This window comes from Burkholderia sp. 22PA0099 (genome assembly GCF_047497165.1).
Classification (GTDB): Bacteria; Pseudomonadota; Gammaproteobacteria; order Burkholderiales; family Burkholderiaceae; genus Burkholderia.
Genome location: NZ_CP163164.1, coordinates 2,714,159 through 2,736,328 on the forward strand (window position 1 = coordinate 2,714,159; position 22,170 = coordinate 2,736,328).

Consider the following 22,170-nt stretch of genomic DNA (forward strand, 5'->3'; position numbering starts at 1 on the left):
GGATCAGCGGGCGGCGGGTTGCGCCGCAAGGCTCCGGTCGGCATCGGCCTGCGGGCGCCATTCGCGCACGAACGCCTCGCGCGCGGGGCGCGCCGTGGCCGGCGCATCGGCGGCGGGCGTGCCCACGTAGATGAAGCCGAGCAACTGCTCGTTCGGCGCGAAGCCTAACGCGTCGTGCAGCACCGGCTCGCGCGAATCGACGCCCGACGACCAGAAGCCGCCGTAGCCGAGCTGGTGGATGGCGTTGAGCAGGTTCATCGCGGCCGCGCCCACGGCCAGCAGTTGTTCGGTTTCGGGCACCTTGCGATGCGGCACCAGCGCGGCGGCGATCGCGATCAGCACCGGCGCGGCCAGCGGCTTGTTCGCGCGGTGCGCGTTGGCGCCGGCCGGGGCGCCCGGTTCGCGGGCGTCGGCGAGCCGCACCAGCACGTCGCCGAGCGCGCGTCGCGCCTCGCCGCGAATCAGCACGAAGCGCCACGGCTTCAGGTTGCCGTGGTCGGGGGCGCGCAGGGCGGCGTCGAAGATCGCGTCGAGTTCGCGCTCGCTCGGCCCCGGCTCGGCGAGCGGCCAGTGGGACTGGCGGCCGAGCAGGCTGGCCAGGGCGTCGGCGGGGGCGTCATGCGCCGCCGCCGGAGAAAGAAGAGCGGTCATGGTGTTCATCCGTTGAGTCGATGGACGAATCATCGAACAAATCACGATCAAATGCAAATGATTCTCATTTGTGATTGAGCGGGGGAGGGATGTCGGCGGTGATGAAAGGCGGTCGGCCGCCCCCGATCCCACTTGGTTGCGCACGCAATCGGATCGGGTCGTCATCGCCGCGTCACGCCCGCCTGCGCCTTGTTGGAGCGACGATCAATCCCCGCGTGCGCCGATAGGCAAGTTGGCGAAAGCGGTGCATGATCGTCGACGGCTTCAATGCACAGCGTCGGCGCATGCCGCCCGGCGTCGTGCGCGGTTCGCGAGGTGTCCGGCCGGCAAATGCCTCGCCGCGGCGCATCGCGTCGCGTATGGCGTCGGGGCGCGCACCGGCGCGGTGCGCAATGTCATCAAACGGTGCCATATCGGCGTCGGAATCGGCTTGGCGGGAGGCACGGACCTTGCTCTCACAGGTAATGCCGGTCCGGCAGTCGATGCCGAACACAAGAATGAGATGGAGAGAAATCCTGAATGAAGCCATTCGATGAAATGTTGTTATCCGGCGACTCGGTGCGCGCGCCTTACGAGCGCCTCAAGCAATGGCTCGATACGCAAGACCCCGCGAGCCTTGCGCAGAAAGCGCACGACGCCGAGGGCGTGTTCCGCCGCACGGGCATCACGTTCGCCGTTTACGGCGACGCCGAGGCCGCCGAGCGGCTGATCCCGTTCGACATCGTGCCGCGCATCATCTCCGGCCAGGAATGGACGCGGCTCTCGCAGGGCATCGAGCAGCGCGTGATGGCCCTCAACGCCTTTCTCGACGACATCTATCACCGCCAGGAAATCGTCCGCGCCGGCATCGTGCCGAAGCACCTGATCGCGCACAACGAGGCGTTCGTGCCCGAGATGATCGGCTTCCGGCCGCCGGGCAACGTGTATACGCACATCATCGGCGTCGACATCGTGCGCACCGCCGAGAACCAGTTCTACGTGCTGGAAGACAACGCGCGCACGCCGTCGGGCGTGTCGTACATGCTCGAAAACCGCGAAACGATGATGCAGTTGTTTCCGGAGCTGTTCCAGCGCGTCAAGGTGCGGCCGGTGGAAACCTATCCGCAGTTGCTGCGCCAGTCGCTGGCGGCGGTCTGCCCGCCGGGCGGCAACGCCGACAACCCCACGGTGGCCGTGCTGACGCCGGGCATCCACAACTCGGCGTTCTACGAACACGCGTTCCTGGCCGACCAGATGGGCGTGCACCTGGTGGAGGGCAGCGATCTGCAGGTGATCGACGGCCGCGTGGCGATGCGCACCACCGAAGGCTTCCGGCCGATCGACGTGCTGTACCGCCGCCTCGACGACGCGTTCCTCGACCCGCTCACGTTCCGCCCCGATTCCGTGCTCGGCGTGCCCGGCATCATGGATGTTTACCGCGCCGGCAACATCACCATCGCCAACGCGCCCGGCACCGGCATCGCCGACGACAAGGCCATTTATTCGTACATGCCCGAGATCGTCGAGTTCTACACGGGCCGCAAGGCGCTGCTGGAGAACGTGCCGACCTGGCGCTGCGGCGAGGCGGACAGCCTCAAGTACGTGCTCGAGCACCTGGAGGAACTGGTGGTCAAGGAAGTGCACGGCTCGGGCGGCTACGGGATGCTGGTCGGCCCGGCCTCGACGCGCGAGGAGCGCGAAACCTTTTCGGCCAAGCTGCGCGCGCGGCCGAGCAACTACATCGCGCAGCCCACGCTCGCGCTGTCGACCACGCCGATCCTGACCGAAGCGGGCCTCGCGCCGCGCCACGTCGATCTGCGTCCGTTCGTGCTGGTGTCGGACCGGATTCGCATCACGCCGGGCGGCCTGACGCGCGTGGCGCTCAAGGAAGGCTCGCTGGTCGTCAACTCGAGCCAGGGCGGCGGCACCAAGGACACCTGGGTGCTGGCCGACTGAGACGGCCCACACCACACCCGGTGCGCGCGGCGCTCGAACCATCGAACCGCGCGCGAAAGCAATAACGATCGGAGCGACAGGACATGCTTCTTGGACGGACTGCAAGCGGTCTCTACTGGATGTACCGGTATATCGAGCGCGCGGAAAACACCGCGCGGATCGTCGACGCGGGCCTGCGAATGGCCCTCACGCGCACCTCGGACGCGCCGGCCGAATGGTCGTCGGTGCTGGTGAGCTCGGGCGCCGACGACGGATTCCGGGAAAAGTACGACGAATACACGGTCGATAACGTGGCCGATTACCTGCTGCGCGATCGCGACAACCCGTCGAGCGTGCTGTCGTGCATCGAATACGCGCGCTCGAACGCGCGCATGGTGCGCACGGCGATCACGCGCGAGCTGTGGGAAACGGTCAACGACGCCTGGCAATCGGTCAAGCGCCTGCTGGCGCGGCCGTTCAATTCGAGCGGGCTGCCGGCGATCCTCGATCACATCAAGCGCGAAACCGCGCTGATCCTCGGCAGCTTCTACAGCACCATGTTGCGCAACGAGATCTTCGATTTCGCGGAAATCGGTGCGTTCATCGAGCGTGCCGACAACACCGCGCGAATTCTCGACGTGAAGTACCACCTGCTGCTGCCGTCGGTGTCGCACGTGGGCACCATGATCGACACCTACCAATGGGAATCGATCCTGCGCTCGGTGGCCGCGCACCGCTCGTACCGCTGGGTGTACGACGTGCAGTACAAGCCGATCAACATCGCCGATTACCTGATTCTCAATGGCCGGATGCCGCGTTCGCTGCGTTATTGCTCCGGCCGCGTGATGTCGAGCCTGAACCGGCTCGGAAAAGATTACGGCGTCACGCACGAATGTCACGAAAGCGCCGCCAAAATCCTGGAGATGTTGCCCGACAATTCGGTCGAGCGGATCTTCAAGAGTGGGCTGCATGAGTTCCTGACCGATTTCATCGGCCGGAACAACAAACTCGGCGCGGAAATCGCCCAAGCCTACAACTTCGACTGAGAGCGCCATCATGCGACTTGCGATTCGCCATATCACGCGTTTCCGATTCGACGAAAACGCCACGCACGCCCTGCAACGCCTGCGCCTGCGTCCGCCCAACGGCCTCGGGCAGACGGTGCGCGCCTGGCAGGTGACGATCGACGGGGTGGAGCCGACGGTCGGCTATGTGGATGGCCTCGGCAACCGGATCGACCTGGTGCGCCACGATCGGGGCGACCGGCCCGAGGTGACGGTGGTGGCCGCCGGCGTGATCGAAACCCAGGATCGCGCGGGCATCGTCGGCAGCGCCGACGATTACGCCGTGCCGTGGATCTTCGAGCGCGCCACCGATTACACGCAGGCCGGCGAGCGCGTGCGCGCGATCGCCGAGGCGCTGCCGCTCGAACACCACAGCCTCGACGCGCTGCACTGGCTGATGAGCGAGGTGCATGCGCAAATCCGCTACGCACCGGAGCTGGCCGACAGCGACGGCGACGCCGAAGCCGCGCTCGAAGCGGGCGAGGGCACCAGCCGCGACCACGCGCACGCGTTCATCGCGGCGGCGCGCGCGCTGAAGGTGCCGGCCCGCTACGTGAGCGGCTATCTGCTGACCGACGGCGCGTTGCAACGGATGGCCGAAACCATGCAGGCCAGCGGCGGCGCGCAGCAGTCGCAGCGCATGTCGATGGACGCGGACGGCATCCGCCATTCGGCCAGCGACGCCACCGCGCCGCAGGGCCGCATGCAGCAGGGCACCGTGACCACCTATCCGCCGTCGGGCCATGCCTGGGCCGAGGCGTATGTCGAAGGGCTCGGCTGGGTGGGCTTCGATCCGTTCATGAACCGCTGCCCGGACGAGCGTTACGTGCGCCTGGCCAGCGGCCTCGATTACCGCGACGCACGCCCGGTCACCGGCATCGGCGCCAGCACGTCGGCCGTGGAGATCAGCGTGATCCAGTCGCCCGAACTGGTGTGAGGTGGTCGCCCGATTCGCCGACCGCGCCCGTTGACCGGCGCCCGTCGCGGCCGCCCGCCGGCCCGTCCCCCTTTGCATCGATCCGCCGGGGCGCCCGCGTGCGCCTCGCGCGAATCGCTTCTCCCGAACGCAGCGCCTGTCGTCCCGACCTGAACCGAACCGACCGACCCTGACATGTCCATCCACGTCGCGCTACACCACACCACCCGTTACCGCTACGACCGCCTCGTCGGACTCGGCCCGCAAATCGTGCGGCTGCGTCCCGCGCCCCATTGCCGGACGCCGATCCTGTCGTACTCGATGAAGGTCGAGCCGGCGCAGCATTTCGTGAACTGGCAGCAGGACCCGTTCGCCAACTACATGGGCCGCCTGGTGTTCCCGGAGCGCACGCTCGGCTTCGAGATCACGATCGACCTGGTGGCGGAGATGTCCGTCTACAACCCGTTCGACTTCTTCCTGGAGGAGTCGGCCGACCAGTTCCCGTTCACCTACGATGCCGGCCTGCGCGATGAATTGGCGCCGTATCTGGTCTGCGATCCGGCGGCCAGCGCGTCGCCGGTGTTCCGCGACTACCTGGCCACGGTGGACCGCAAGCCGCAGGGCACGATCGATTTCCTGGTCGCGCTGAACCAGCAGTTGCAGAACGACGTGCGCTACCTGGTGCGCCTGGAGCCGGGCGTGCAGACGCCCGAGGAAACGCTGACGCTCGGCTCCGGCTCGTGCCGCGACACGGGCTGGCTGCTGGTGCAGGTGTGCCGTCACCTGGGCCTGGCCGCGCGTTTCGTGTCGGGCTACCTGATCCAGTTGACGCCCGACGTCAAATCGCTCGACGGCCCGAGCGGCACGGAAGTCGATTTCACCGACCTGCACGCGTGGTGCGAGGTGTATCTGCCGGGCGCGGGCTGGATCGGCTTCGATCCCACCTCGGGCCTGCTGGCCGGCGAAGGGCATATTCCGCTCGCCTGCACGCCGCAGCCCACCAGCGCCGCGCCGGTCGAGGGCCTGATCGACGAATGCGAGGTGTCGTTCGAGCACGAGATGGGCGTGACGCGGATCTACGAATCGCCGCGCGTGACCAAGCCGTACACCGAGACGCAATGGGCCGACGTGCTCGAACTGGGCGCGAACGTGGACGCCGTGCTGCAGGCCGGCGACGTGCGCCTCACGCAGGGCGGCGAGCCGACCTTCGTGTCGATCGAGGACCGCGACGGCGCCGAGTGGAACACCGATGCGCTCGGGCCGACCAAGCGCGGCTACGCCACCTCGCTGGTGCAGAAGCTGCGCGCCGAATACGGCGACGGCGGCTTCCTGCATTTCGGGCAGGGCAAGTGGTATCCGGGCGAGCAATTGCCGCGCTGGGCGCTGTCGGTGTTCTGGCGCAAGGACGGCGAGCCGGTCTGGCAGGACCCGTCGCTGTTCGCCGACGAGCGCGAGCCCTCCCGCTACACGACCGAGGATGCGCAGCGCTTCATCCGCGCGCTGGCCGGCCGGCTCGGCCTGAGCACCGACCACATTCGCCCCGGCTTCGAGGACACCTGGTATTACCTGTGGCGCGAGCGCCGCCTGCCGGTCAACGTCGATCCGTTCGACTCGCGTCTCGACGACGAACTCGAACGCGCGCGGCTGCGCAAGGTGTTCGAGCAGAAGCTCGACACCGTGATCGGCTACGTGCTGCCGCTGAAGGCGCTGCCGCAGTCGCCGGAGCTGGCCGGGCCGCGCTGGGAAACCGGCCCGTGGTTCTTCCGCGACGAGCGCATGTACCTGTTCCCCGGCGATTCGCCGATGGGCTATCGCCTGCCGCTCGATTCGCTGCCGTGGGTCAGCGAGACCGATTTCCCGTACCTGGTCGAGCGCGACCCGTTCGCGCCGCACACGCCGCTGCCGACCGCCGACATGCTGCGCGCGCGTTATCTCGGCGCGGCCGATGCGCCGCCGTATCTGGTGGGCGGCCATCGCGTCGCGGCCGCCGCGCCGCGCACCGCGTGGCAATCGCGGCTCGACGCCGAGGCAGCCGGCGCGGGCGATGCCCGCCGTCCCGGCCAGCCGCACGCCGCGCAGGACGCTGCTGCCGCCACCGCCGCTGCATCGCGCCCGCCGGCGCGCTTCGAATCGGCGAAGGACATCACGCGCACCGCGCTGTGCGCCGAAGTGCGCCAGGGCGTGCTGTACCTGTTCATGCCGCCGCTGGCCGAACTGGAGGATTACCTCGACCTGCTCGGCGCGATCGAGCTGACGGCGCGCGCGCTCGGCATGAAGCTGATTCTCGAAGGCTACCCGCCGCCGCGCGACCCGCGCCTGACGGTGCTGGCCGTGACGCCCGATCCGGGCGTGATCGAGGTGAACATCCACCCGGCGCACGATTTCCGCCAACTGGTGCAGCAGACCGAATTCCTCTACGACGCGGCGTGGCGCACACGCCTGTCGTCGGAGAAGTTCATGATCGACGGCCGCCACGTGGGCACCGGCGGCGGCAATCACTTCGTGCTCGGCGGCGCCACCCCGGCCGACAGCCCGTTCCTGCGCCGCCCGGACCTGCTGGCCAGCCTGATCGCCTACTGGCACAACCATCCGTCGCTGTCCTATCTGTTCTCCGGGATGTTCATCGGGCCGACCAGCCAGGCGCCGCGCGTCGACGAGGCGCGCAACGATCAGGTCTACGAACTCGATATCGCGTTCAAGGAAATCGAGCGCAGCAAGCTGCTGTTCGGCCAGGACATGCCGCCCTGGCTGGTCGATCGCGTGCTGCGCAACCTGCTGATCGACGTATCGGGCAACACGCACCGCTCCGAGTTCTGCATCGACAAGCTGTATTCGCCCGATTCGGCGACCGGCCGCCTCGGCCTGCTCGAACTGCGCGCGTTCGAAATGCCGCCGCACGCGCGGATGAGCCTCGTGCAGCAATTGCTGCTGCGCGCGCTGATCGCCCGTTTCTGGGATACGCCGTACCGCACGCCGCTGACGCGCTGGGGCACCGCGCTGCACGACCGCTTCATGCTGCCGGCCTTCGTCAAGATGGATTTCGACGACGTGATGACCGAGGTGCGCGAAGCGGGCTTCCCGTTCGACGCGGCCTGGTTCGCGCCGCACTTCGAGTTCCGCTTCCCGCTGTACGGGCAGGTGGCCGTGAAGGGGATCGAGCTGAGCCTGCGCAGCGCGCTGGAGCCGTGGCACGTGATGGGCGAGGAAGGCGCGACCGGCGGCACGGTGCGCTACGTGGATTCCTCGCTGGAGCGGCTGGAGGTGCTGGTCAGCGGCCTGAACGACAACCGCCACGTGGTGACGGTCAACGGCCGCGCGCTGCCGTTGCAGCCGACCGGCACGGCCGGCGAATACGTGGCGGGGGTGCGCTACAAGGCGTGGGCGCCGCCGTCGGCGCTGCATCCGACGCTCGGCGTGCATGTGCCGCTGACGTTCGACATCGTCGATACGTGGATGCATCGCTCGCTGGGCGGCTGCCGCTATCACGTCGCGCACCCGGGCGGCCGCAACTACGCGACGTTCCCGGTCAACGCCTACGAGGCGGAAAGCCGGCGGCTCGCGCGCTTCGTGTCGATCGGCCACACGCCGGGCCGGATGGACGTGGAGCCGGCCGCGCCGAGCCGCGAATTCCCGTTCACGCTCGATTTGCGACGCGACTGAGCAACCGTCTTGTGAGTCAAGCGATATGAAAGTCGGGATTCCAGTCGACGCGATGTTTTGCGACGGCATTGATGATCGTCAGCAGCTTGCGCATGGCGGCGACCAAAGCGACTTTCTTTCGCTTGCCTGCGAGGACGAGACGTTGGTAGTACTCGCGCAGCACAGGGTTGTAGCGCACGCCAGTGAGCGTGGCCATGTACAGGGTGCGACGCACGTCGGCGCGTCCGCCCCAGATGCTGCGCTGACCGCGCATGAGCCCCGAATCGCGATTCAGCGGCGCCACGCCGACCAGTGCTGCGATGCGTCTGCGATCGAGCTTGCCCAGTTCGGGCAGCTCGGCGAGCAGCACGGCGACGCTGGTCGAGCCGATGCCAGGCACGCTGCGCAACGTGCGCGCCAGTTCGGCATGATGATGCGCAACGTGCGCGGCGACCTCGGTATCGCTGTCGTCGAGCTCCTTTTTGAGGAAATCGATGACGCGTTCGAGGCTGGCCCGGGCTGCAGCATGGGCAAGCCGCAAGCGTTGTCGCTCGCCGGTGATCATCTGGACCAGTTGCCGACGCCGCAGCACCAGGGCTTGAAGCCGCTGGAGTTCGGCATCGGCAAGCGGTTTGACGAAACGCTCGCGCTCGGGATGCTGGTGCAGCACGCGAGCGAAGGCGGCCAGCATCCTGGCGTCGAGCGCATCGGTCTTGGCCAGCGCGCCCATGGCTCGCGCAAAGTCGCGCGCCATGCGAGGGTTGACCACGGCGACGGCCAGGCCCACGGCTTGAAGTGCGCACGCAGCCTCGAACTCGTAGCCGCCGGTGGCCTCCAGCACGATCAGCGCCGGCTGAAGTTCACGCAATTGACTGACCAGTTGTTCGATGCCGGCCGCGTCGTTGGTTGCCTGCCACGTCGCAGTTTGCGTGCTGGTGGCCACCTCCAGCGTCCGGCTCGACACATCGATTCCCACGAAAACAGTATCGGACACGTCCCTTCGCTCCCATCCTTGTTTATGCGAACTCTACATTCCTACAACCGTTCGGGCTGCAAGAAAGGACGGTCCAACCCGGGCGCCCAGTGCTCAGTCACGGGCTTCGTGTTTCAACCCAGAGGCCGCTCGGGCTACCCGAGTTGGTCCGAGGCTTAAAGATACAAGGCCGGGGCGAGCCGGCCGGGGTGGGGCGATTGCACCATCCCGGCCGGTATCGACTTGGCGGGATGTTAGGATTCCGCCTCGAAGGGCGGCGCACGCCGCGGACGCGGGGTCCGCGACCGACGTGGCGAACCGCCCCAGGCTGACGAAACGAACACCGTGCTTTCCCAAATTACCGACGATCTGGCCGCCGACGACGCCATGCATACGCTCTTCGACACAGGATCGATCCAGGACGCCGCCGAACTCGGCGCGGCGCTGGCCGCCCCGGCGGTGACAGGCCGCTACGACGAGTTGCGCGGCGGCACCGCCGCGTTGCAGACGGCCGCGCTCGCGCCGGTCTGGCGCGAATTCTTCACCCAGCTCGGCAGCGTCGGCTTCGCCGACCTCGACCGTCGCGCCGAGGCGCTCGAACGCCGCATGCGCGAGAACGGGCTGGCCTACCAACTGCACGATCCCAACGCCGGCAGCAGCGCGGGGCGGCCCTGGTCGCTCGATCTGCTGCCGATGATCGTCGCGCCCGACGACTGGACCCAGATCGAACAGGGCGCGCTGCAACGGATGCGGCTGCTCAACGCGGTCATGGCCGACGTCTATGGCGAGCAGCGCCTGCTCGAACAGGGGCTGCTGCCGCCGGCGCTGGTCACCGGCCACCCCGGCTACCTGCGGCCGATGCGCGGTGCGTCCGTGCCGGGCGGCATGTGGCTGCACCTGGCCGCGTTCGACCTGATGCGCGGGCCGGACGGCCAGTGGCGGCTGGTGGCGCAGCACACGCAGGGGCCGACCGGGCTCGGCTATCTGCTCGAAAACCGCGTGATCGTCTCGCGGCTGTTTCCGCGCGCGTTCCGCGGCCTGCGCGTGCAGCGGCTGGCGGCCAGCTACCGCGCGCTGCTGCACAGCATGCAGGACATGAGCCCGGCCAAGAAGAATTCGCGGATCGTCCTGCTGACGCCGGGCCGCCATGCGCCGACCTATTTCGAGCACGCCTATCTGGCGCGCTATCTGGGCCTGACGCTGGTCGAGGGCGGCGATCTGACCGCGCGCGACAACCATGTCTATCTGAAGACGCTGAGCGGGCTGGAGCCGGTGCACGGCATCCTGCGCCGGGTCGACGACGAATGGCTCGACCCGCTCGAACTGCGTCCCGATTCGATGCTCGGCGTGCCGGGCCTGCTGCAGGCCGTGCGCGCCGGCAACGTGCTGCTGGCCAACGCGCCCGGCTCGGCGTTCCTCGAATCGCCGGGCGTGCTCGGCTTCCTGCCGAAGCTGGCCGAACAGGTGCTGGGCGAGCCGCTGGCGCTGCCGGCGCTGCCCACCTGGTGGTGCGGCGAGGCCGCGGCCTGCGCCGACGCGCTGCCGCAACTCGCGCGCGCCATCATCAAGCCCGCCTATCCGCCGAACGCGCAGGCGGGCGGCCGTTTCGACCCGGTGCTCGGGGCGCGGCTGACCTCGCAGCAACTGGCCGAATGGCGCGCGCGGATTCTCGCCAATCCGGCGCATTACGTCGTGCAGTCCGACCTGCCGCCGTCGCAGGCGCCCACCTGGCCGAGCAGTGCGCACGCCTATGAAGGCGGCGCGCGGATCGTGCCCAAGCCGCTGATGCTGCGCGTGTTCGCGATGGCCGACGGGGCCGGTTCGTGGCGCGTGCTGCCGGGCGGGCTGTCGCGGGTGGGCAGCCGCGACGAGCTGTTCAATGCGCCGATGCCGCGCGGCGGCAGCAGCGTCGACACCTGGGTGATCACCGAAGGCGCGATCGATCCGACCACGATGCTGCAGACGCATCTCGGTCCCGACGATCTGGTCGCGCGGCCGCGCACGATTTCGAGCCGCGCCGCCGAGAACCTGTTCTGGCTCGGCCGCTACACCGAGCGCGCCGTCAATTTGATCCGCCTGGCGCGCGCCGCGTTCGAGAGGCTGCGCGGCGAGGACGACGTCGACAGCCCGGCCCACCTCGAACTGCTCGACGCGCTGTGCCGCGAGAACGGCCTGATTCCGGCCGAGACGCAATCGGCCGCGGCCTCGCCGCGCGATTTCCAGCAGGCGCTGGCACGCACGCTGTCGCGCCGCGCCGATCACGGCACCGGCATCGCCGCCTGCGTGTTCGGCATGCGCGGCGCGGCGGCCGCGATCCGCGAGCGGCTCTCGCGCGATCAGTGGCGGCTGGTCGACGACGCCACGCAATTGTTCGACGAGCCGGGCAGCGCCGGCGAGGACGAGCCCGAGGAGCAGCTCGGCAACGCCGCGCTGCACATGCTCGACCGCCTGAATCTGCTGCTGACCGCCATCACCGGCGCGCAGACCGACAACATGACGCGCGACGACGGCTGGCGGCTGCTGTCGATCGGCCGGCAGATCGATCGCGTCGATTTCCTGTCGAGCGTGCTGCGTTTTGCTTTCGAGGACGGCGCCGCCACCAAGCAGGACGGCTTCGAACTCGTGCTCGAACTGTTCGACAGCACCATCACGTTCCGCTCGCAGTTCCAGCGCTGCTTCGACGTCGCGCCGCTGCTGTCGCTGGTGGTGCTCGACGGCGACAACCCGCGCTCGCTGGCCTGGGTCGTGCAGAAGATGCAGGGCCGGCTGACCAAGGTCGAGCATGGCGAGGGGTATGCGCTGTCGGAACTGACCGAGACCATGCCCGATATCGGAAGCTGGTCGTTGCACGCGCTTTGCGAAACCGACGAGGATGGCCGCCATGCGGTGCTGCTGGAGCGGCTTCAGGCCACCGGCCGTGCGGCGTGGGAGCTGTCGAACCGGATCGGCGAGCGTTATTTCAGTCATGTGCGGGAATCGGGCAGGTCGCTATGGGGATGAGCGGAAAAGCTGGCGAAGTGGCCAAGCGCGCGGGTCGCGCGGCCGACAGCGCGGCGGCGCACGATGCGGAGCCGCCGAAAAAGGCGGGCGCCGTGCCGGCCGGTGGCGCGGCGACCGTGGCCGCGGCCGCTGTTGTTGCCGCGGCTCCGGCCGTGTCCGTCACCGAGCCGCGCACGCTGCGCGTCACGCACGACACGCGTTACCGCTACGCGGCGCGCGTCGAATCGGCGCAACATCAGGCGCGCTTGCGGCCGCTCGACTTGCCGCGCCAGCAACTGATCGATTTCGCGCTCGCGATCGAGCCGCTGCCCGAGGGCATCGGCGTGGAGATCGACGCGTTCGGCAACCAGCGCACCTCGTTCGCGCTGAACCAGCCGCATGAGGAGCTGTTCGTGCGCAGCCAGAGCGTGGTGCGCGTGAGCCCGCCGAAGCTGTCGGCCGGCAAGCGCGGCGAACCGCCGGCGTCGATCGCCACGCCCGAGGCCGGCACCGCCAGCCGTTGGGAAGCGGTGCGCGAGCGGCTGACGTACCGCGCCGGCGCGCCGTACGACGCGGCCAGCGAATTCGTGTTTCCGTCCCAGCACGTGGCCTGCCATCCCGATCTGGCCGCCTACGCCGCCCACAGCTTCACGGCGGACCGGCTGCTCGTGCAGGCCGCGTGGGACCTGATGCGCCGCATTCATGCCGAGTTCGCCTACACGCCGAACAGCACCGACGTGAACACCACGGCGCTGGCCGCGCTGGCCTTGCGCAAGGGTGTTTGTCAGGATTTCGCGCATGTGATGATCGGCGCGATGCGCTCGATCGGGCTGGCCGCGCGTTATGTCAGCGGCTATCTGCTGACTCAGCCGCCGCCGGGGCAACCGCGCCTGATCGGGGCAGACGCCTCGCATGCGTGGGTGGAAGTCTACGATCCGGCCTGGCCGGAGGATGGCGGCTGGTTGCAGCTCGATCCGACCAACGATCGCGCGCCGGGCAACGATTACGTGATGCTGTCGGTTGGCCGCGATTACGCCGATGTCACGCCGTTGCGCGGCGTGATTCGCGGCGGCGGCGCCGATCAGGTGCTGACGGTCGGGGTGACGGTGGAGCCGATCGAGCCGGAAGCCGCGGCGAAGGGCGGCGCGGCCTGAAGCACCAACGGCGCGGCGCGCTTGCCGCGCTGGGCCGCCATCGCCCGCTCGGGCCGCTTCAGGCGGCCGTCACGCTGACGGGACGGCCGAGGTCGGCTGCGTCGTCGGCCGGCGCGTCGTCGCGTACGAAACAATGTTCGAGCCGAATCCGTTGCACGCCGTCGATCGCGAGCAGTTGCTCGCGCAGCGCGCGGGCGCGGCGCTCGCCGATGCCGTCGAGCACCAGCGTTTGCGTCAGCAGTTCGCGGCAGCGCAGGGCGGGCGCGCTGTCGGCGCGAGCGCCTTGCTCGGCCAGATAGGCGCTCACGCGCGCGGCGGCATCGCCATGGGCGAGAGAAACGATATGGAAACGGTGCGTCAGCTTGAAGCCGGGCAGACACAGCGAGGAATCGGCGATCAGTTCTGCCACGGAAGAAAGGCGGGAAGACTGCTGCATGCAAGCTCCGGTAAAGAGGTAGTTCGAACCGGTGCTGGCCATGCCGCTCCCGTTTCGTTGCCGACTATCGGCCGCATCGCCTGAAGGCGTCCACCTTGCCCGGGTAGGCAGGTTGGCGTCGGGAAGCCCGACTCTGGATGCAAGCGCCATGATAAAGAAAAACACCGCCGCCTGCCAAGCCGGATTCCAATCGGCGCGGGTTGGCAGGGTTCGGCGCTCGGGCACGGGCGGTCAGCCGCCTTCCGGCACCGGTGCGGCGGGCGGCGCATCGCCCATCGGTGCGTCGTCCACCCGCACGCGGCTCAGGAACGCGAACGCCGCCACCGCGCACAGCACGGTGATGGCCGTCAGCGCATCGAGCAACTGGCCGAACGCTGCATGATGGGCAGCCCGCAGCGCGGCCGGGGCCACCCCCGGCAGGCGGGCGGCGGCGCTGGCCAGATCCCCGGTGGCGAGCCGCGCGGCAGCTTCGGTGATGGCGGTCGGCGCGGCGGCCGGGGCCGCGCCGTGCAGGCCGGGTTGCGTCAGCGCCGCGAGCAAGGCGCCCGCGATCGCCAGCGCAATGCCTTCGCCGGCCACGCGCGTCGTGCTGAAGATGCCGGCCGCCATGCCCGCGCGCGATTTCGGCACGACGCTGATCGACAGGCCGTCCATCAAGCCCCACGGCAGCCCCGCCCCCACGCCGATCATCAACATCGGCCCGATCGCTTCCGCATCGTGGCCGCCGCGCAGTGCGGCCGCCAGCAGCTGCAGGCCGGCCGCCGCGATCACCAGCCCGATGCCCGAGATCGCCCCGGCCGACAGCCAGCGCGTCAGCATCGCCGCCACGAACGGCACCACCAGCATCGGGGCGGAGAGCGCCAGCATCAGCCAGGCGGCGTGGATCTCGTCGTAGCCGTCCACGCCGATCAGGCGCAGCGGCAGCACCACCAGCAGCACGATGTAGCAGTAGCAGGTGGCGATCGGCAGCACCTGCACGCCGACGAAGCGCGGGTAGCGGAACAGCGACAGGTCGAGCATCGGCCGTTCGGCACGCAACTCGACGATCACGAATGCCGCCGCCCCCAGCACGAACGCTGTCAGCAACCCGACCACGATTGGCGACGTCCAGCCGCGCGTGGGTGCTTCGATCAGGCCCCACGTAAAGCAACCGAGCGCGGCGGTGAAGCTCACCGTGCCGGCGCGATCGAGGCGGCGCGCGTGCGGATCGCGCGATTCGCGCAGGCGCGACGCGCCAAGGCCGAGCGATAGCGCACCGGCTACCGCCCCCGTCACGAAGATCGCGCGCCAGCCGAACTGCGCGATCAGCCAGCCGGCCAGCACCGGCCCGAACGCGAGGCCGATGCCGAACGTCGCGCCGAGCGTGCTGAACGCGCGGGTGCGTGCCGCGCCATCGAATTCCTGCGCGAGCGCGGCGGTGCCGCCGGCCAGCGCGGCCGCGGCGGCCACGCCCTGCGCGGCGCGCAGCAGGTCGACGGCGAGGATGGTCGGCGCGAAGCCGAGCGCGAGCGAGGCCAGCGTGAAGCCGGCCACGCCGATCACGAACAGGCGCTTGCGGCCGAATCGGTCGGCCAACGTGCCGGCCGCCATCAGCAGGCTGCCGAACGCGAGCATGAACGCGTTGGTGATCCAGGCCGCGGCGACCGGGCCGCCGCCGAGGTCGCGGCCGATGGCGGGCGTGGCCACCGCGCCCCCGGAAAATGCCAGCGGCAGCGCCAGCGCGGCCAGGCAGACGGCGCCGAGCACGATCAGCCGGCGGGCCGGCGGCGAGGCGGAGTGGAAGGAGGCATCGGACATCGGGGTTCCTGTCGAAGCGGCCGCCGCCTCGCGGTTGCGAGACGTTGTAGCCAGAGCGACAGACGATAATTCGGATTCAATCGATGAAAAACACCGTAGGATTCCGTAGATAGCGGAGTTGAATTCCGCAATATTAATGAATTACGAATATCGAACCGGCATGGACAACCTGAACGGCATCGTCGCCTTCGTGCGCACGGCGGAAACTTTGAGCTTCGTCGCGGCCGGGCACAAGCTCGGCATTTCGGCCTCGGCGGTCGGCAAGACCATCGCGCGGCTCGAACGCTCGCTCGGCGTGCGGCTGTTCCACCGCACTACACGGCGCGTCACGCTGACCGAGGAGGGCCGGCATTTTCACGAGCGCTGCCATCGCATCCTCGAAGATCTGCGCGAGGCCGAGGCGATGCTGTCGGAGGCGGCGCAAACGCCGCGCGGCCGGCTGCGCGTGAGCCTGCCCGTGATCGGCTACCGCTTCCTGTTGCCGGTGCTGCCGGCGTTCAGCGCGCGCTACCCCGACATCGAGCTGGATCTCGACTTCAACGATCGCCTGGTGGACGTGGTGGAGGGTGGTTTCGATGCGGTGATTCGCAGCGGCACGCTCAGCGATTCGAGCCTGATGTCGCGGCGGCTCGGGCCGTTCCGCTTCGTGTTGTGCGCCTCGCCCGGCTATGCGGCGCGAGCCGGCGTGCCGCGCGCGCTGGCCGATCTGGCCGCGCACGATTGCGTGCGCTACCGCTTCCCGACCACCGGCAAGCTGCAACCGTGGGCGCTGCTGCCCGACGGCGGCGAGCCGCCCGGCCTGCGCACCGCGATGACCTGCAACAACATGGAGGCGCTGCGCGGCGCGGTGATCGCCGGGTTCGGAATTGGCTTCATGCCCGATTTCCTGACGCGTGATGCGCTGGCGAGCGGGGCGCTGGTCGAGGTGCTCGATGCGCCTACGCTCGCGCCGGGGCAGTTCTCGGTGCTGTGGCCGTCGAGCCGGCAGCTTTCGCCGAAGCTGCGCGTGTTCGTCGATTTCATGTGCGCGCACCTGTTTCCCGACGACGCGCCCGCCGCTACGCCCCCCAATGCCACGCGTCGAGCGCCATCCGCACCGCCAGCGTGAACAGCATCGCCGCCATCGCCCAACGCTGCGCCAGCAGCCAGCGCGGCCGCGCGGCGAGAAACCCTGCCAGTGATGCCGACGACAGCGCCACCGCGCCGTTTACCGTGGCGAACACCACGATCAGCGCCGAGCCGAGCGTGACCGACTGCTGGAACACGCTGCTGCTGGCGTGGTGGTCGATGAATTGCGGCAGCAGCGACAGAAACGTCATCGCGAGCTTCGGGTTGAGCAGGCTGGTGGCCGCGCCCATCGCGACCAGCCGGCCCGGTTGCTCGGGCGGCTGGGTGCGCACTTCGAGCGGCGAGCGGCCGCCGGGCCGTACCGCCTGCCAGGCCAGATGCGCCAGATACAGCGCGCCGACCGCGGCCAGCGTGCGCGCCGCGCCCGGAATCGTCAGGAAGATCGCCGTGATGCCGAAGGCCGCGCCGAACATGTAGGTCAGATAGCCGAGCATCACGCCGGCCAGCGAGATCAGGCCCGCGCGGCGGCCTTGCGACACCGAGCGCGACATCACGCAAACCATGTTCGGCCCCGGCGTGACCGCCAGCATCCCGCCCACCGTGACGAATTCGACCATCGTACTCATGACTGTTGCGTCCTTGCGCGTCTGTCGGCGCGCGGCGCGCCCCGGTGAAACCGAGTATCGGCCGGCGAGGATGCTCAGTAAAACGGATTAAACTGAACGCATTACTCAGCCTTTCTGACGAATATGAAAAAGCTCGATCTCGACGTGCTGGAAATGGTGGTGGCGATCGCCGATACCGGTTCGTTCGCGCGCGCGGCCGAGGCCGTGCATCGGTCGTCCTCGGCGGTCAGCATGCAGGTCAAGGCGCTGGAGGATGCGCTCGGCAAGCCGTTGTTCGAGCGCAGCACGCGCAGCCTGACGATCACGGCCGACGGCCGCACCATCGTCGAATGCGGGCGGCGCATGCTGGCGATGCGCGAGGAGGCCTGGGCCGCCGTGGTGCGCCCGGAAGTGCGCGGGCGCGTGACGATCGGCGTGCCGGACGACTACGCGTCGACGCTGCTGCCCTCGGTGCTGCGCCAGTTCGCGCAGGCGCATCCGCGCGTGGAGATTCGCGTGATCGGCCTGCCGAGCAGCGCGCTGGTGCCGCTGATCAAGGACAACACGGTCGATCTGGCGTGCATGACGCGCACCCGCGGCATGCCGGCCGAGTTCATCCGCCACGAGCCGATCGTGTGGGCCGCGCTGCCGGGCAATGCGGCGGTGTGGAACGAGCGGCCGTTGCCGATCGCGGTGTTTTCGCAGGGCAGCGCCGCGCGGGCGCGGGCGGTCGGCACGCTCAACCAGGCCGGCATCAAGTATCGGATGTCGTACGAAAGCCCGAGCCTGCTCGGCGTGATCAGCATGGTGGAGGCGGGGCTGGCGATCGCGCCGCTCGCGCGCTGCAGCATGCCGGCGCATCTGCAGGCGGTGGGCGAGGCGGAAGGGCTGCCGTCGCTCGGCGAGGTGGAAGTGGTGCTCGCGCGCAGCGCGAATTCGGCGCGGCCGCCCTGCGATTTTTTGGCCGAGCAGTTGCTGACGGACCTGCGCTGAACGCGGGCACGCATCCTGTTACGGACGGTCGCGCACGGGGCCGCTGCACCGCGAAACCATCGCCTGCCGTGATGCCCGACCAGAGGGGCGGCGACGATGCCGGGCGCCGAATTTGCGCCATATCATGCCGGACGCGCAGGCGTGCCATACTGCGCCATTCTTCAGACGAGACGATCTCCGCGATCCGCTCCCGACGCATGTCCGAACCTCTCCACGCCGCTTCATCAACCACGGCGTCGGCCCGCGCCAGCGCCACCGATGCGATCCTCGAACGCCTGCTCGACGCCCTGAGCAGCGGCGAATTACGGGCCGGCGCCAAGCTGCCCGACGAGGCGCAACTCGCGCAATCGTACGGCGTGCCGCGCCACTCGCTGCGCAGCGCGCTGATCGTGGTGCGCGACCTGGGCCTCGTTACCACCGAGCGCGGCCGTTTCGGCGGCACGTTCGTCGCGCCCGACATCCGCGACCGGCTGCACAGCATGGCGCTCGAACGCCGCATCGATGCGGCGCAACTGCGCAGCCTGGTCGACTGGCGGCGCGCCGTGTCGGGCGAAACCTGCCTGCTCGCGGCGCGCCGCGCGTCGGCGTTGCAGCTCGGTGCGATCGAGGCCGCGGCGCGGGGGTTCGTGGAGGGCATGCTCGATGTCGACCTGCGCCGCGCCGCCGATGCGCGTCTGCATCTGCTGATCGCCGAGGCGAGCGGCTCGCGGCATCTGGTCGAGCAGGAACAGGCGATTCAGGAGGCGTTCGGGGCGGTGTACGCGTCGTTGCCGATCGTCCGGCATCCGGCGCGGGTGGCCTGCATGGATCATTCCGCGCTCGTGCAGGCGCTGCTCGCACGCGACGGCGAACGCGCGCGCCTTGCGATGATCGTGCATGTGGAGGCGAGCTACGCGTGGTGCTGCTCGCTGCTGCGCGTCGAAAAACTCACATGATGTAGACGGCCACGCTGATGAACTGGCACAGGCTCCCGCCGAGCACGAACAGGTGCCAGATGCCGTGGCCGTGGCGGATCCGCTCGTCGTTGATGAAGAAGTAGATGCCGGCGCTGTAGAGCACGCCGCCGGCCACCAGCCAGGCCACGCCATCCGGCGACAGCGCGGCCATCAGCGGCCGCATGGCGATCACGCCGAGCCAGCCCATCAGCACGTAGAGCACCATCGAGACGATCCGCGTGCGGCGCCCGAGCGTCAGTTCCTGGACGATGCCGAACAGCGCCAGCCCCCACACCACCCCGAACAGCGTCCAGCCCCACGGCCCGCGCAGCGCGATCAGCGTAAACGGCGTGTAGCTGCCGGCGATCAGCAGGTAGATCGCCGAGTGGTCGCATTTCTGCAGGATCGCCTTCAGGCGCGGCGTGTTGACGAAGTGATAAAGCGTCGACACCCCGTAAAGCACGAGCAGCGCCGCGCCGTAGATGCTCGCGCTGACCACGCGATACGGGTCGCCCTTGAGCGCGCCCATCGTGACGAGCGTGGCCAGCCCGGCCACGGAAAGCAGGGCACCGACGAGATGCGAAATGCTGTTGAAACGTTCACCGACCACCACGGCCTGACCTCGGTTGCTTGACGGATTGTTGGGTGACGCCGCGCTGGCGGGCGGCGTCGGAAAGATGGGCGTGTGCGTGCATCAGGCGCCGGCGAAGCGGTCCGTGGCGGCGAGCAGCGCCTTCAGGATGCCCGGCTCGTCGTAGGCGTGGCCCGCGTCGGGCACGAGTTCGAAGCTCGCTTGCGGCCAGGCCTTGGCGAGTTCCCACGCGCTGCGCGCTGGCGTGGCGACGTCGTAACGCCCCTGCACGATCGCCCCCGGGATGCCGGCGAGCTTGTGCGCGTCGCGCAGCAGTTGCCCTTCCTCGACGAAGCCGCGATTGACGAAGTAGTGATTCTCGATGCGCGCGAACGCCAGCGCGTAGTGCGCGTCGTCGAACGCGGCGGCCAGAGCCGGGTTCGGCAGCAGCGTGATGGTGCGGCCTTCCCACAGGCTCCAGGCGCGCGCGGCGGCGAGCTTGGCGGCTTCGTCGTCGCCGGTCAGGCGGCGGTGATAGGCGGCCATCAGATCGCCGCGCTCGCCTTCGGGAATCGGCGCGAGGAACGCATCCCAGAGATCGGGGAACAGCCACGACGCGCCTTCCTGGTAATACCACAGCAGCTCGGCGCGGCGCAGCGTGAAGATGCCGCGCACCACCAGTTCGCTGACGCGCTCGGCATGCGTTTGCGCATAGGCCAGCGCCAGCGCGCTGCCCCACGAGCCGCCGAACACCAGCCAGCGCTCCACGCCGATCATCTCGCGCAGCCGTTCGATATCGGCGACCAGATGCGGCGTGGTGTTGTTCTCGAGGCTCGCGTGCGGCGTCGAGCGGCCGCAGCCGCGCTGGTCGAACAGCAGCACGTCGTAGCGCGCCGGGTCGAACAGCCGGCGATGATTCGGCCCGCTGCCGGCGCCGGGGCCGCCGTGCAGGAACACGGCCGGCTTGGCGCCCGGCGTGCCGCAGCGCTCCCAGTACAGACGATGACCGTCGCCGGTATCGAGATAACCATGGGCGTAGGGTTCGACGGGTGGATACATGCGGCATGCTCCGGTGGCAAGGACGGGGCCGGATGACGCGGCAGGCGAGGGCGCGGGTTGCGCGCGAGCCGTCCGCGCGACGGGCGTGACGCCATTATGCCGAAGCGCGCGCGCCGCTGCCGCGCTGCATCATTGCGGCGGCAACAGACTTTACAGATCGTTACCCGAATCCGGGCGGGCCGCCACCGGCCGTTCCCTATACTCGTGGCGTTGATCCCCGATCGCGGGCGCATGCGCCCGCCACGACGATGGCTTTCACTCCTTACGATTTCCCCCCGCGTTGCATCGTTTTCCTTTGCGTTTGCGCTTGAGGCCGTTGCTGGCTCGCGCCGCGTGGCTGCTGCCCGCAGCGCTGGTGCTGCCCGCGAGCGCGAGCTTCGCGGCCGGGCTTTACGGCGGCAACGATCAATACGTCGGCGGCGGGCAGGGCGGCTACGGGCAGCCCGGCTATGCGCCGGCGCAGCAAGGCGATTCGAATCAGGACGACGACGGCGCGCCCGCGTATCCGCCAGTCAGCGCGCCGCCGCCACCCGATCAACCCGGTTACCCGCAGCGTGGCGCCGATGCGCCCGGTTACGTGCCGCCGCCGTACGGCCAGACGAACCCGTTGTATGCGCAACCGAATGCGCAGCCTGATCGGCCGCAACCGCAGCAGGCCCAGCCCTATCAATCGCAGCCGAACTCGCAATACGGTGCGCCCGGCTACGGCGGCGCGCAGCCCGCGCCGAATGCACCGAACATGAACGGGCAGAGCGGTTATCCGCCACCCGACGCGGCACCACCGCCTGACGATTCGGACGACGACGGCCCGCAACCCGGCCAGCCCGGCTATGGCGGCCAACAGGGATATCAAGGCCAGCCGGGCTATCAAGGTCAACAGGGCTATCAAGGCCAACCCGGCAACGCGGGGCCGTCCGCCTATCCGCCTCCGAGCCCGCCGCCCGGCTACGGGCAGCCCGACGATTCGTCCGGTCAGCCGCCGTATCCGCAACCCGGCACGCAGCCGTACGGCGCGCAGCCTCCGCAAGCAGGCTACGGGCAGCCTTCATATGCGCAGCCCGGCTACGGCGTGCAATACGGCACCATCGCGGCGATCCGTCCGATCGGCGGCGGCACCAGCCCGTCGGGCGTGGCGGGCACGGTGGTCGGCGCGCTCGTCGGCGGCGTGCTCGGCAATCAGATCGGTCATGGCCACGGCCGCAGCGCGGCCACCGTGATCGGCGCGCTGGGCGGCGCGGCGGTCGGCAATCAGGTGGGGCAGCAGATGAACGCACCGTCCGGCTATCGGATCGACGTGCAACTTTCGGACGGCACGATGCGCGGCTTCGACGTGCCCGGCGCGGGCGATTGGCAACCCGGCGACCACGTGCGGATCGACGCGGGCAACCGGTTGTCGCGGTATTGAGCGCTTGAGGG

16 protein-coding genes, 3 pseudogenes and 1 riboswitch are annotated in these 22,170 nt (G+C 69.1%); of the genes and pseudogenes, 11 read left to right on the forward strand and 8 right to left on the reverse strand.

Translation table 11 applies throughout. The features are described 5' to 3' along the window. Positions 1 to 3 precede the first annotated feature (3 nt). Both AB4851_RS12100 and AB4851_RS12105 read right to left on the reverse strand, forming a co-directional pair. Entirely contained in the window at positions 4 to 651 is a 648-nt protein-coding gene (locus AB4851_RS12100; protein ID WP_414447399.1) for a nitroreductase, read from the reverse strand. Between the two features lie 172 nt (positions 652 to 823). Beyond that, positions 824 to 1,180, reverse strand: coding sequence for a hypothetical protein (locus AB4851_RS12105; RefSeq protein ID WP_414447400.1), 357 nt, complete (start codon positions 1,178 to 1,180; stop codon positions 824 to 826). Between AB4851_RS12105 and AB4851_RS12110 the strand changes: the two genes are divergently transcribed. The 5 genes and pseudogenes from AB4851_RS12110 to AB4851_RS12130 all read left to right on the forward strand — a co-directional run bounded on the left by AB4851_RS12110 (position 1,171) and on the right by AB4851_RS12130 (position 8,205). Further along, positions 1,171 to 2,586, forward strand: coding sequence for a circularly permuted type 2 ATP-grasp protein (locus tag AB4851_RS12110; RefSeq protein ID WP_414439413.1), 1,416 nt, complete (start codon positions 1,171 to 1,173; stop codon positions 2,584 to 2,586). The two genes, AB4851_RS12105 and AB4851_RS12110, sit on opposite strands and share 10 nt — an antisense overlap. Positions 2,587 to 2,669: 83 nt before the next feature. Further along, positions 2,670 to 3,611 (forward strand): alpha-E domain-containing protein, encoded by a 942-nt coding sequence (locus AB4851_RS12115; RefSeq protein WP_414439412.1) that lies wholly within the window; start codon positions 2,670 to 2,672, stop codon positions 3,609 to 3,611. A gap of 10 nt (positions 3,612 to 3,621) precedes the next feature. Beyond that, positions 3,622 to 4,365: pseudogene (locus AB4851_RS12120) on the forward strand (transglutaminase domain-containing protein); the annotation flags it as partial. Further along, positions 4,348 to 4,566: pseudogene (locus tag AB4851_RS12125) on the forward strand (transglutaminase family protein); the annotation flags it as partial. The pseudogenes AB4851_RS12120 and AB4851_RS12125, both read left to right, overlap by 18 nt. A 174-nt stretch (positions 4,567 to 4,740) precedes the next feature. Then, positions 4,741 to 8,205, forward strand: a complete 3,465-nt coding sequence (locus AB4851_RS12130; protein WP_414447401.1) for a DUF2126 domain-containing protein — start codon at positions 4,741 to 4,743, stop codon at positions 8,203 to 8,205. 16 nt (positions 8,206 to 8,221) lie between these two features. Here AB4851_RS12130 and AB4851_RS12135 read toward each other — a convergent pair whose 3' ends face one another. After that, positions 8,222 to 9,178: an IS110 family transposase gene (locus AB4851_RS12135; protein WP_414447402.1), complete on the reverse strand. Its 957-nt coding sequence runs from the start codon at positions 9,176 to 9,178 to the stop codon at positions 8,222 to 8,224. 366 nt (positions 9,179 to 9,544) lie between these two features. Here AB4851_RS12135 and AB4851_RS12140 point away from each other — a divergent pair, with 366 nt between their 5' ends. Both AB4851_RS12140 and AB4851_RS12145 read left to right on the forward strand, forming a co-directional pair. Further along, positions 9,545 to 12,157, forward strand: a complete 2,613-nt coding sequence (locus AB4851_RS12140) for a circularly permuted type 2 ATP-grasp protein (protein ID WP_414441989.1) — start codon at positions 9,545 to 9,547, stop codon at positions 12,155 to 12,157. Continuing rightward, complete coding sequence (locus AB4851_RS12145; RefSeq protein ID WP_414447403.1) at positions 12,148 to 13,290, forward strand: transglutaminase family protein; 1,143 nt, start codon at positions 12,148 to 12,150, stop codon at positions 13,288 to 13,290. The genes AB4851_RS12140 and AB4851_RS12145 overlap by 10 nt, the downstream gene beginning before the upstream one ends. A gap of 58 nt (positions 13,291 to 13,348) precedes the next feature. Here the strand turns inward: AB4851_RS12145 and AB4851_RS12150 are convergent, their stop codons facing one another. Then, positions 13,349 to 13,726 carry a hypothetical protein gene (locus AB4851_RS12150; RefSeq protein ID WP_414447404.1) on the reverse strand — a complete coding sequence of 126 codons (378 nt, stop codon included), beginning with the start codon at positions 13,724 to 13,726 and terminating at the stop codon, positions 13,349 to 13,351. Between the two features lie 43 nt (positions 13,727 to 13,769). Further along, a riboswitch (SAM-I-IV-variant riboswitch) is annotated at positions 13,770 to 13,872 on the reverse strand. Between the two features lie 85 nt (positions 13,873 to 13,957). After that, the gene (locus AB4851_RS12155; RefSeq protein ID WP_414447405.1) at positions 13,958 to 15,523 is read right to left on the reverse strand and encodes an MFS transporter; all 1,566 of its coding nucleotides are present in this window, start codon (positions 15,521 to 15,523) and stop codon (positions 13,958 to 13,960) included. A gap of 160 nt (positions 15,524 to 15,683) precedes the next feature. Here AB4851_RS12155 and AB4851_RS12160 point away from each other — a divergent pair, with 160 nt between their 5' ends. Further along, positions 15,684 to 16,631, forward strand: coding sequence for a LysR family transcriptional regulator (locus AB4851_RS12160; RefSeq protein ID WP_414439407.1), 948 nt, complete (start codon positions 15,684 to 15,686; stop codon positions 16,629 to 16,631). Here AB4851_RS12160 and AB4851_RS12165 read toward each other — a convergent pair. After that, positions 16,582 to 17,217, reverse strand: a complete 636-nt coding sequence (locus AB4851_RS12165) for a LysE family translocator (protein ID WP_414447406.1) — start codon at positions 17,215 to 17,217, stop codon at positions 16,582 to 16,584. The two genes, AB4851_RS12160 and AB4851_RS12165, sit on opposite strands and share 50 nt — an antisense overlap. 123 nt (positions 17,218 to 17,340) lie before the next feature. On the opposite strand from AB4851_RS12165, the gene AB4851_RS12170 reads away from it, so the two are divergent. Together AB4851_RS12170 and AB4851_RS12175 are read left to right on the forward strand one after the other, a co-directional pair. Further along, positions 17,341 to 18,189, forward strand: a complete 849-nt coding sequence (locus AB4851_RS12170) for a LysR substrate-binding domain-containing protein (protein ID WP_414439405.1) — start codon at positions 17,341 to 17,343, stop codon at positions 18,187 to 18,189. Positions 18,190 to 18,386: 197 nt separating this feature from the next. Continuing rightward, positions 18,387 to 19,124: a FadR/GntR family transcriptional regulator gene (locus tag AB4851_RS12175; RefSeq protein ID WP_414447407.1), complete on the forward strand. Its 738-nt coding sequence runs from the start codon at positions 18,387 to 18,389 to the stop codon at positions 19,122 to 19,124. Here AB4851_RS12175 and trhA read toward each other — a convergent pair. Together trhA and pip are read right to left on the reverse strand one after the other, a co-directional pair. Next, positions 19,117 to 19,737 carry a PAQR family membrane homeostasis protein TrhA gene (gene trhA, locus AB4851_RS12180; RefSeq protein ID WP_414439403.1) on the reverse strand — a complete coding sequence of 207 codons (621 nt, stop codon included), beginning with the start codon at positions 19,735 to 19,737 and terminating at the stop codon, positions 19,117 to 19,119. The genes AB4851_RS12175 and trhA overlap by 8 nt on opposite strands. Positions 19,738 to 19,818: 81 nt before the next feature. Continuing rightward, the gene (gene pip / locus AB4851_RS12185; protein WP_414447408.1) at positions 19,819 to 20,754 is read right to left on the reverse strand and encodes a prolyl aminopeptidase; all 936 of its coding nucleotides are present in this window, start codon (positions 20,752 to 20,754) and stop codon (positions 19,819 to 19,821) included. An 862-nt stretch (positions 20,755 to 21,616) separates the two neighbouring features. Between pip and AB4851_RS12190 the strand changes: the two are divergent. Beyond that, positions 21,617 to 22,159, forward strand: a pseudogene (locus tag AB4851_RS12190) (glycine zipper 2TM domain-containing protein); the annotation flags it as partial. Positions 22,160 to 22,170: the final 11 nt, after the last annotated feature.

Excerpts from the sequence above, each read along its gene's own strand:
- AB4851_RS12140 (WP_414441989.1), top strand. The coding sequence starts at position 9,545 with ATGCATACGCTCTTCGACACAGGATCGATCCAGGACGCCGCCGAACTC.
- AB4851_RS12160 (WP_414439407.1), top strand. The coding sequence starts at position 15,684 with ATGGACAACCTGAACGGCATCGTCGCCTTCGTGCGCACGGCGGAAACT.
- AB4851_RS12165 (WP_414447406.1), bottom strand. The coding sequence starts at position 17,217 with ATGAGTACGATGGTCGAATTCGTCACGGTGGGCGGGATGCTGGCGGTC.
- AB4851_RS12145 (WP_414447403.1), top strand. The coding sequence starts at position 12,148 with ATGGGGATGAGCGGAAAAGCTGGCGAAGTGGCCAAGCGCGCGGGTCGC.
- AB4851_RS12100 (WP_414447399.1), bottom strand. The coding sequence starts at position 651 with ATGACCGCTCTTCTTTCTCCGGCGGCGGCGCATGACGCCCCCGCCGAC.
- AB4851_RS12150 (WP_414447404.1), bottom strand. The coding sequence starts at position 13,726 with ATGCAGCAGTCTTCCCGCCTTTCTTCCGTGGCAGAACTGATCGCCGAT.
- AB4851_RS12130 (WP_414447401.1), top strand. The coding sequence starts at position 4,741 with ATGTCCATCCACGTCGCGCTACACCACACCACCCGTTACCGCTACGAC.
- AB4851_RS12175 (WP_414447407.1), top strand. The coding sequence starts at position 18,387 with ATGTCCGAACCTCTCCACGCCGCTTCATCAACCACGGCGTCGGCCCGC.
- AB4851_RS12110 (WP_414439413.1), top strand. The coding sequence starts at position 1,171 with ATGAAGCCATTCGATGAAATGTTGTTATCCGGCGACTCGGTGCGCGCG.
- pip (WP_414447408.1), bottom strand. The coding sequence starts at position 20,754 with ATGTATCCACCCGTCGAACCCTACGCCCATGGTTATCTCGATACCGGC.
- AB4851_RS12105 (WP_414447400.1), bottom strand. The coding sequence starts at position 1,180 with ATGGCTTCATTCAGGATTTCTCTCCATCTCATTCTTGTGTTCGGCATC.
- AB4851_RS12170 (WP_414439405.1), top strand. The coding sequence starts at position 17,341 with ATGAAAAAGCTCGATCTCGACGTGCTGGAAATGGTGGTGGCGATCGCC.
- AB4851_RS12155 (WP_414447405.1), bottom strand. The coding sequence starts at position 15,523 with ATGTCCGATGCCTCCTTCCACTCCGCCTCGCCGCCGGCCCGCCGGCTG.
- AB4851_RS12115 (WP_414439412.1), top strand. The coding sequence starts at position 2,670 with ATGCTTCTTGGACGGACTGCAAGCGGTCTCTACTGGATGTACCGGTAT.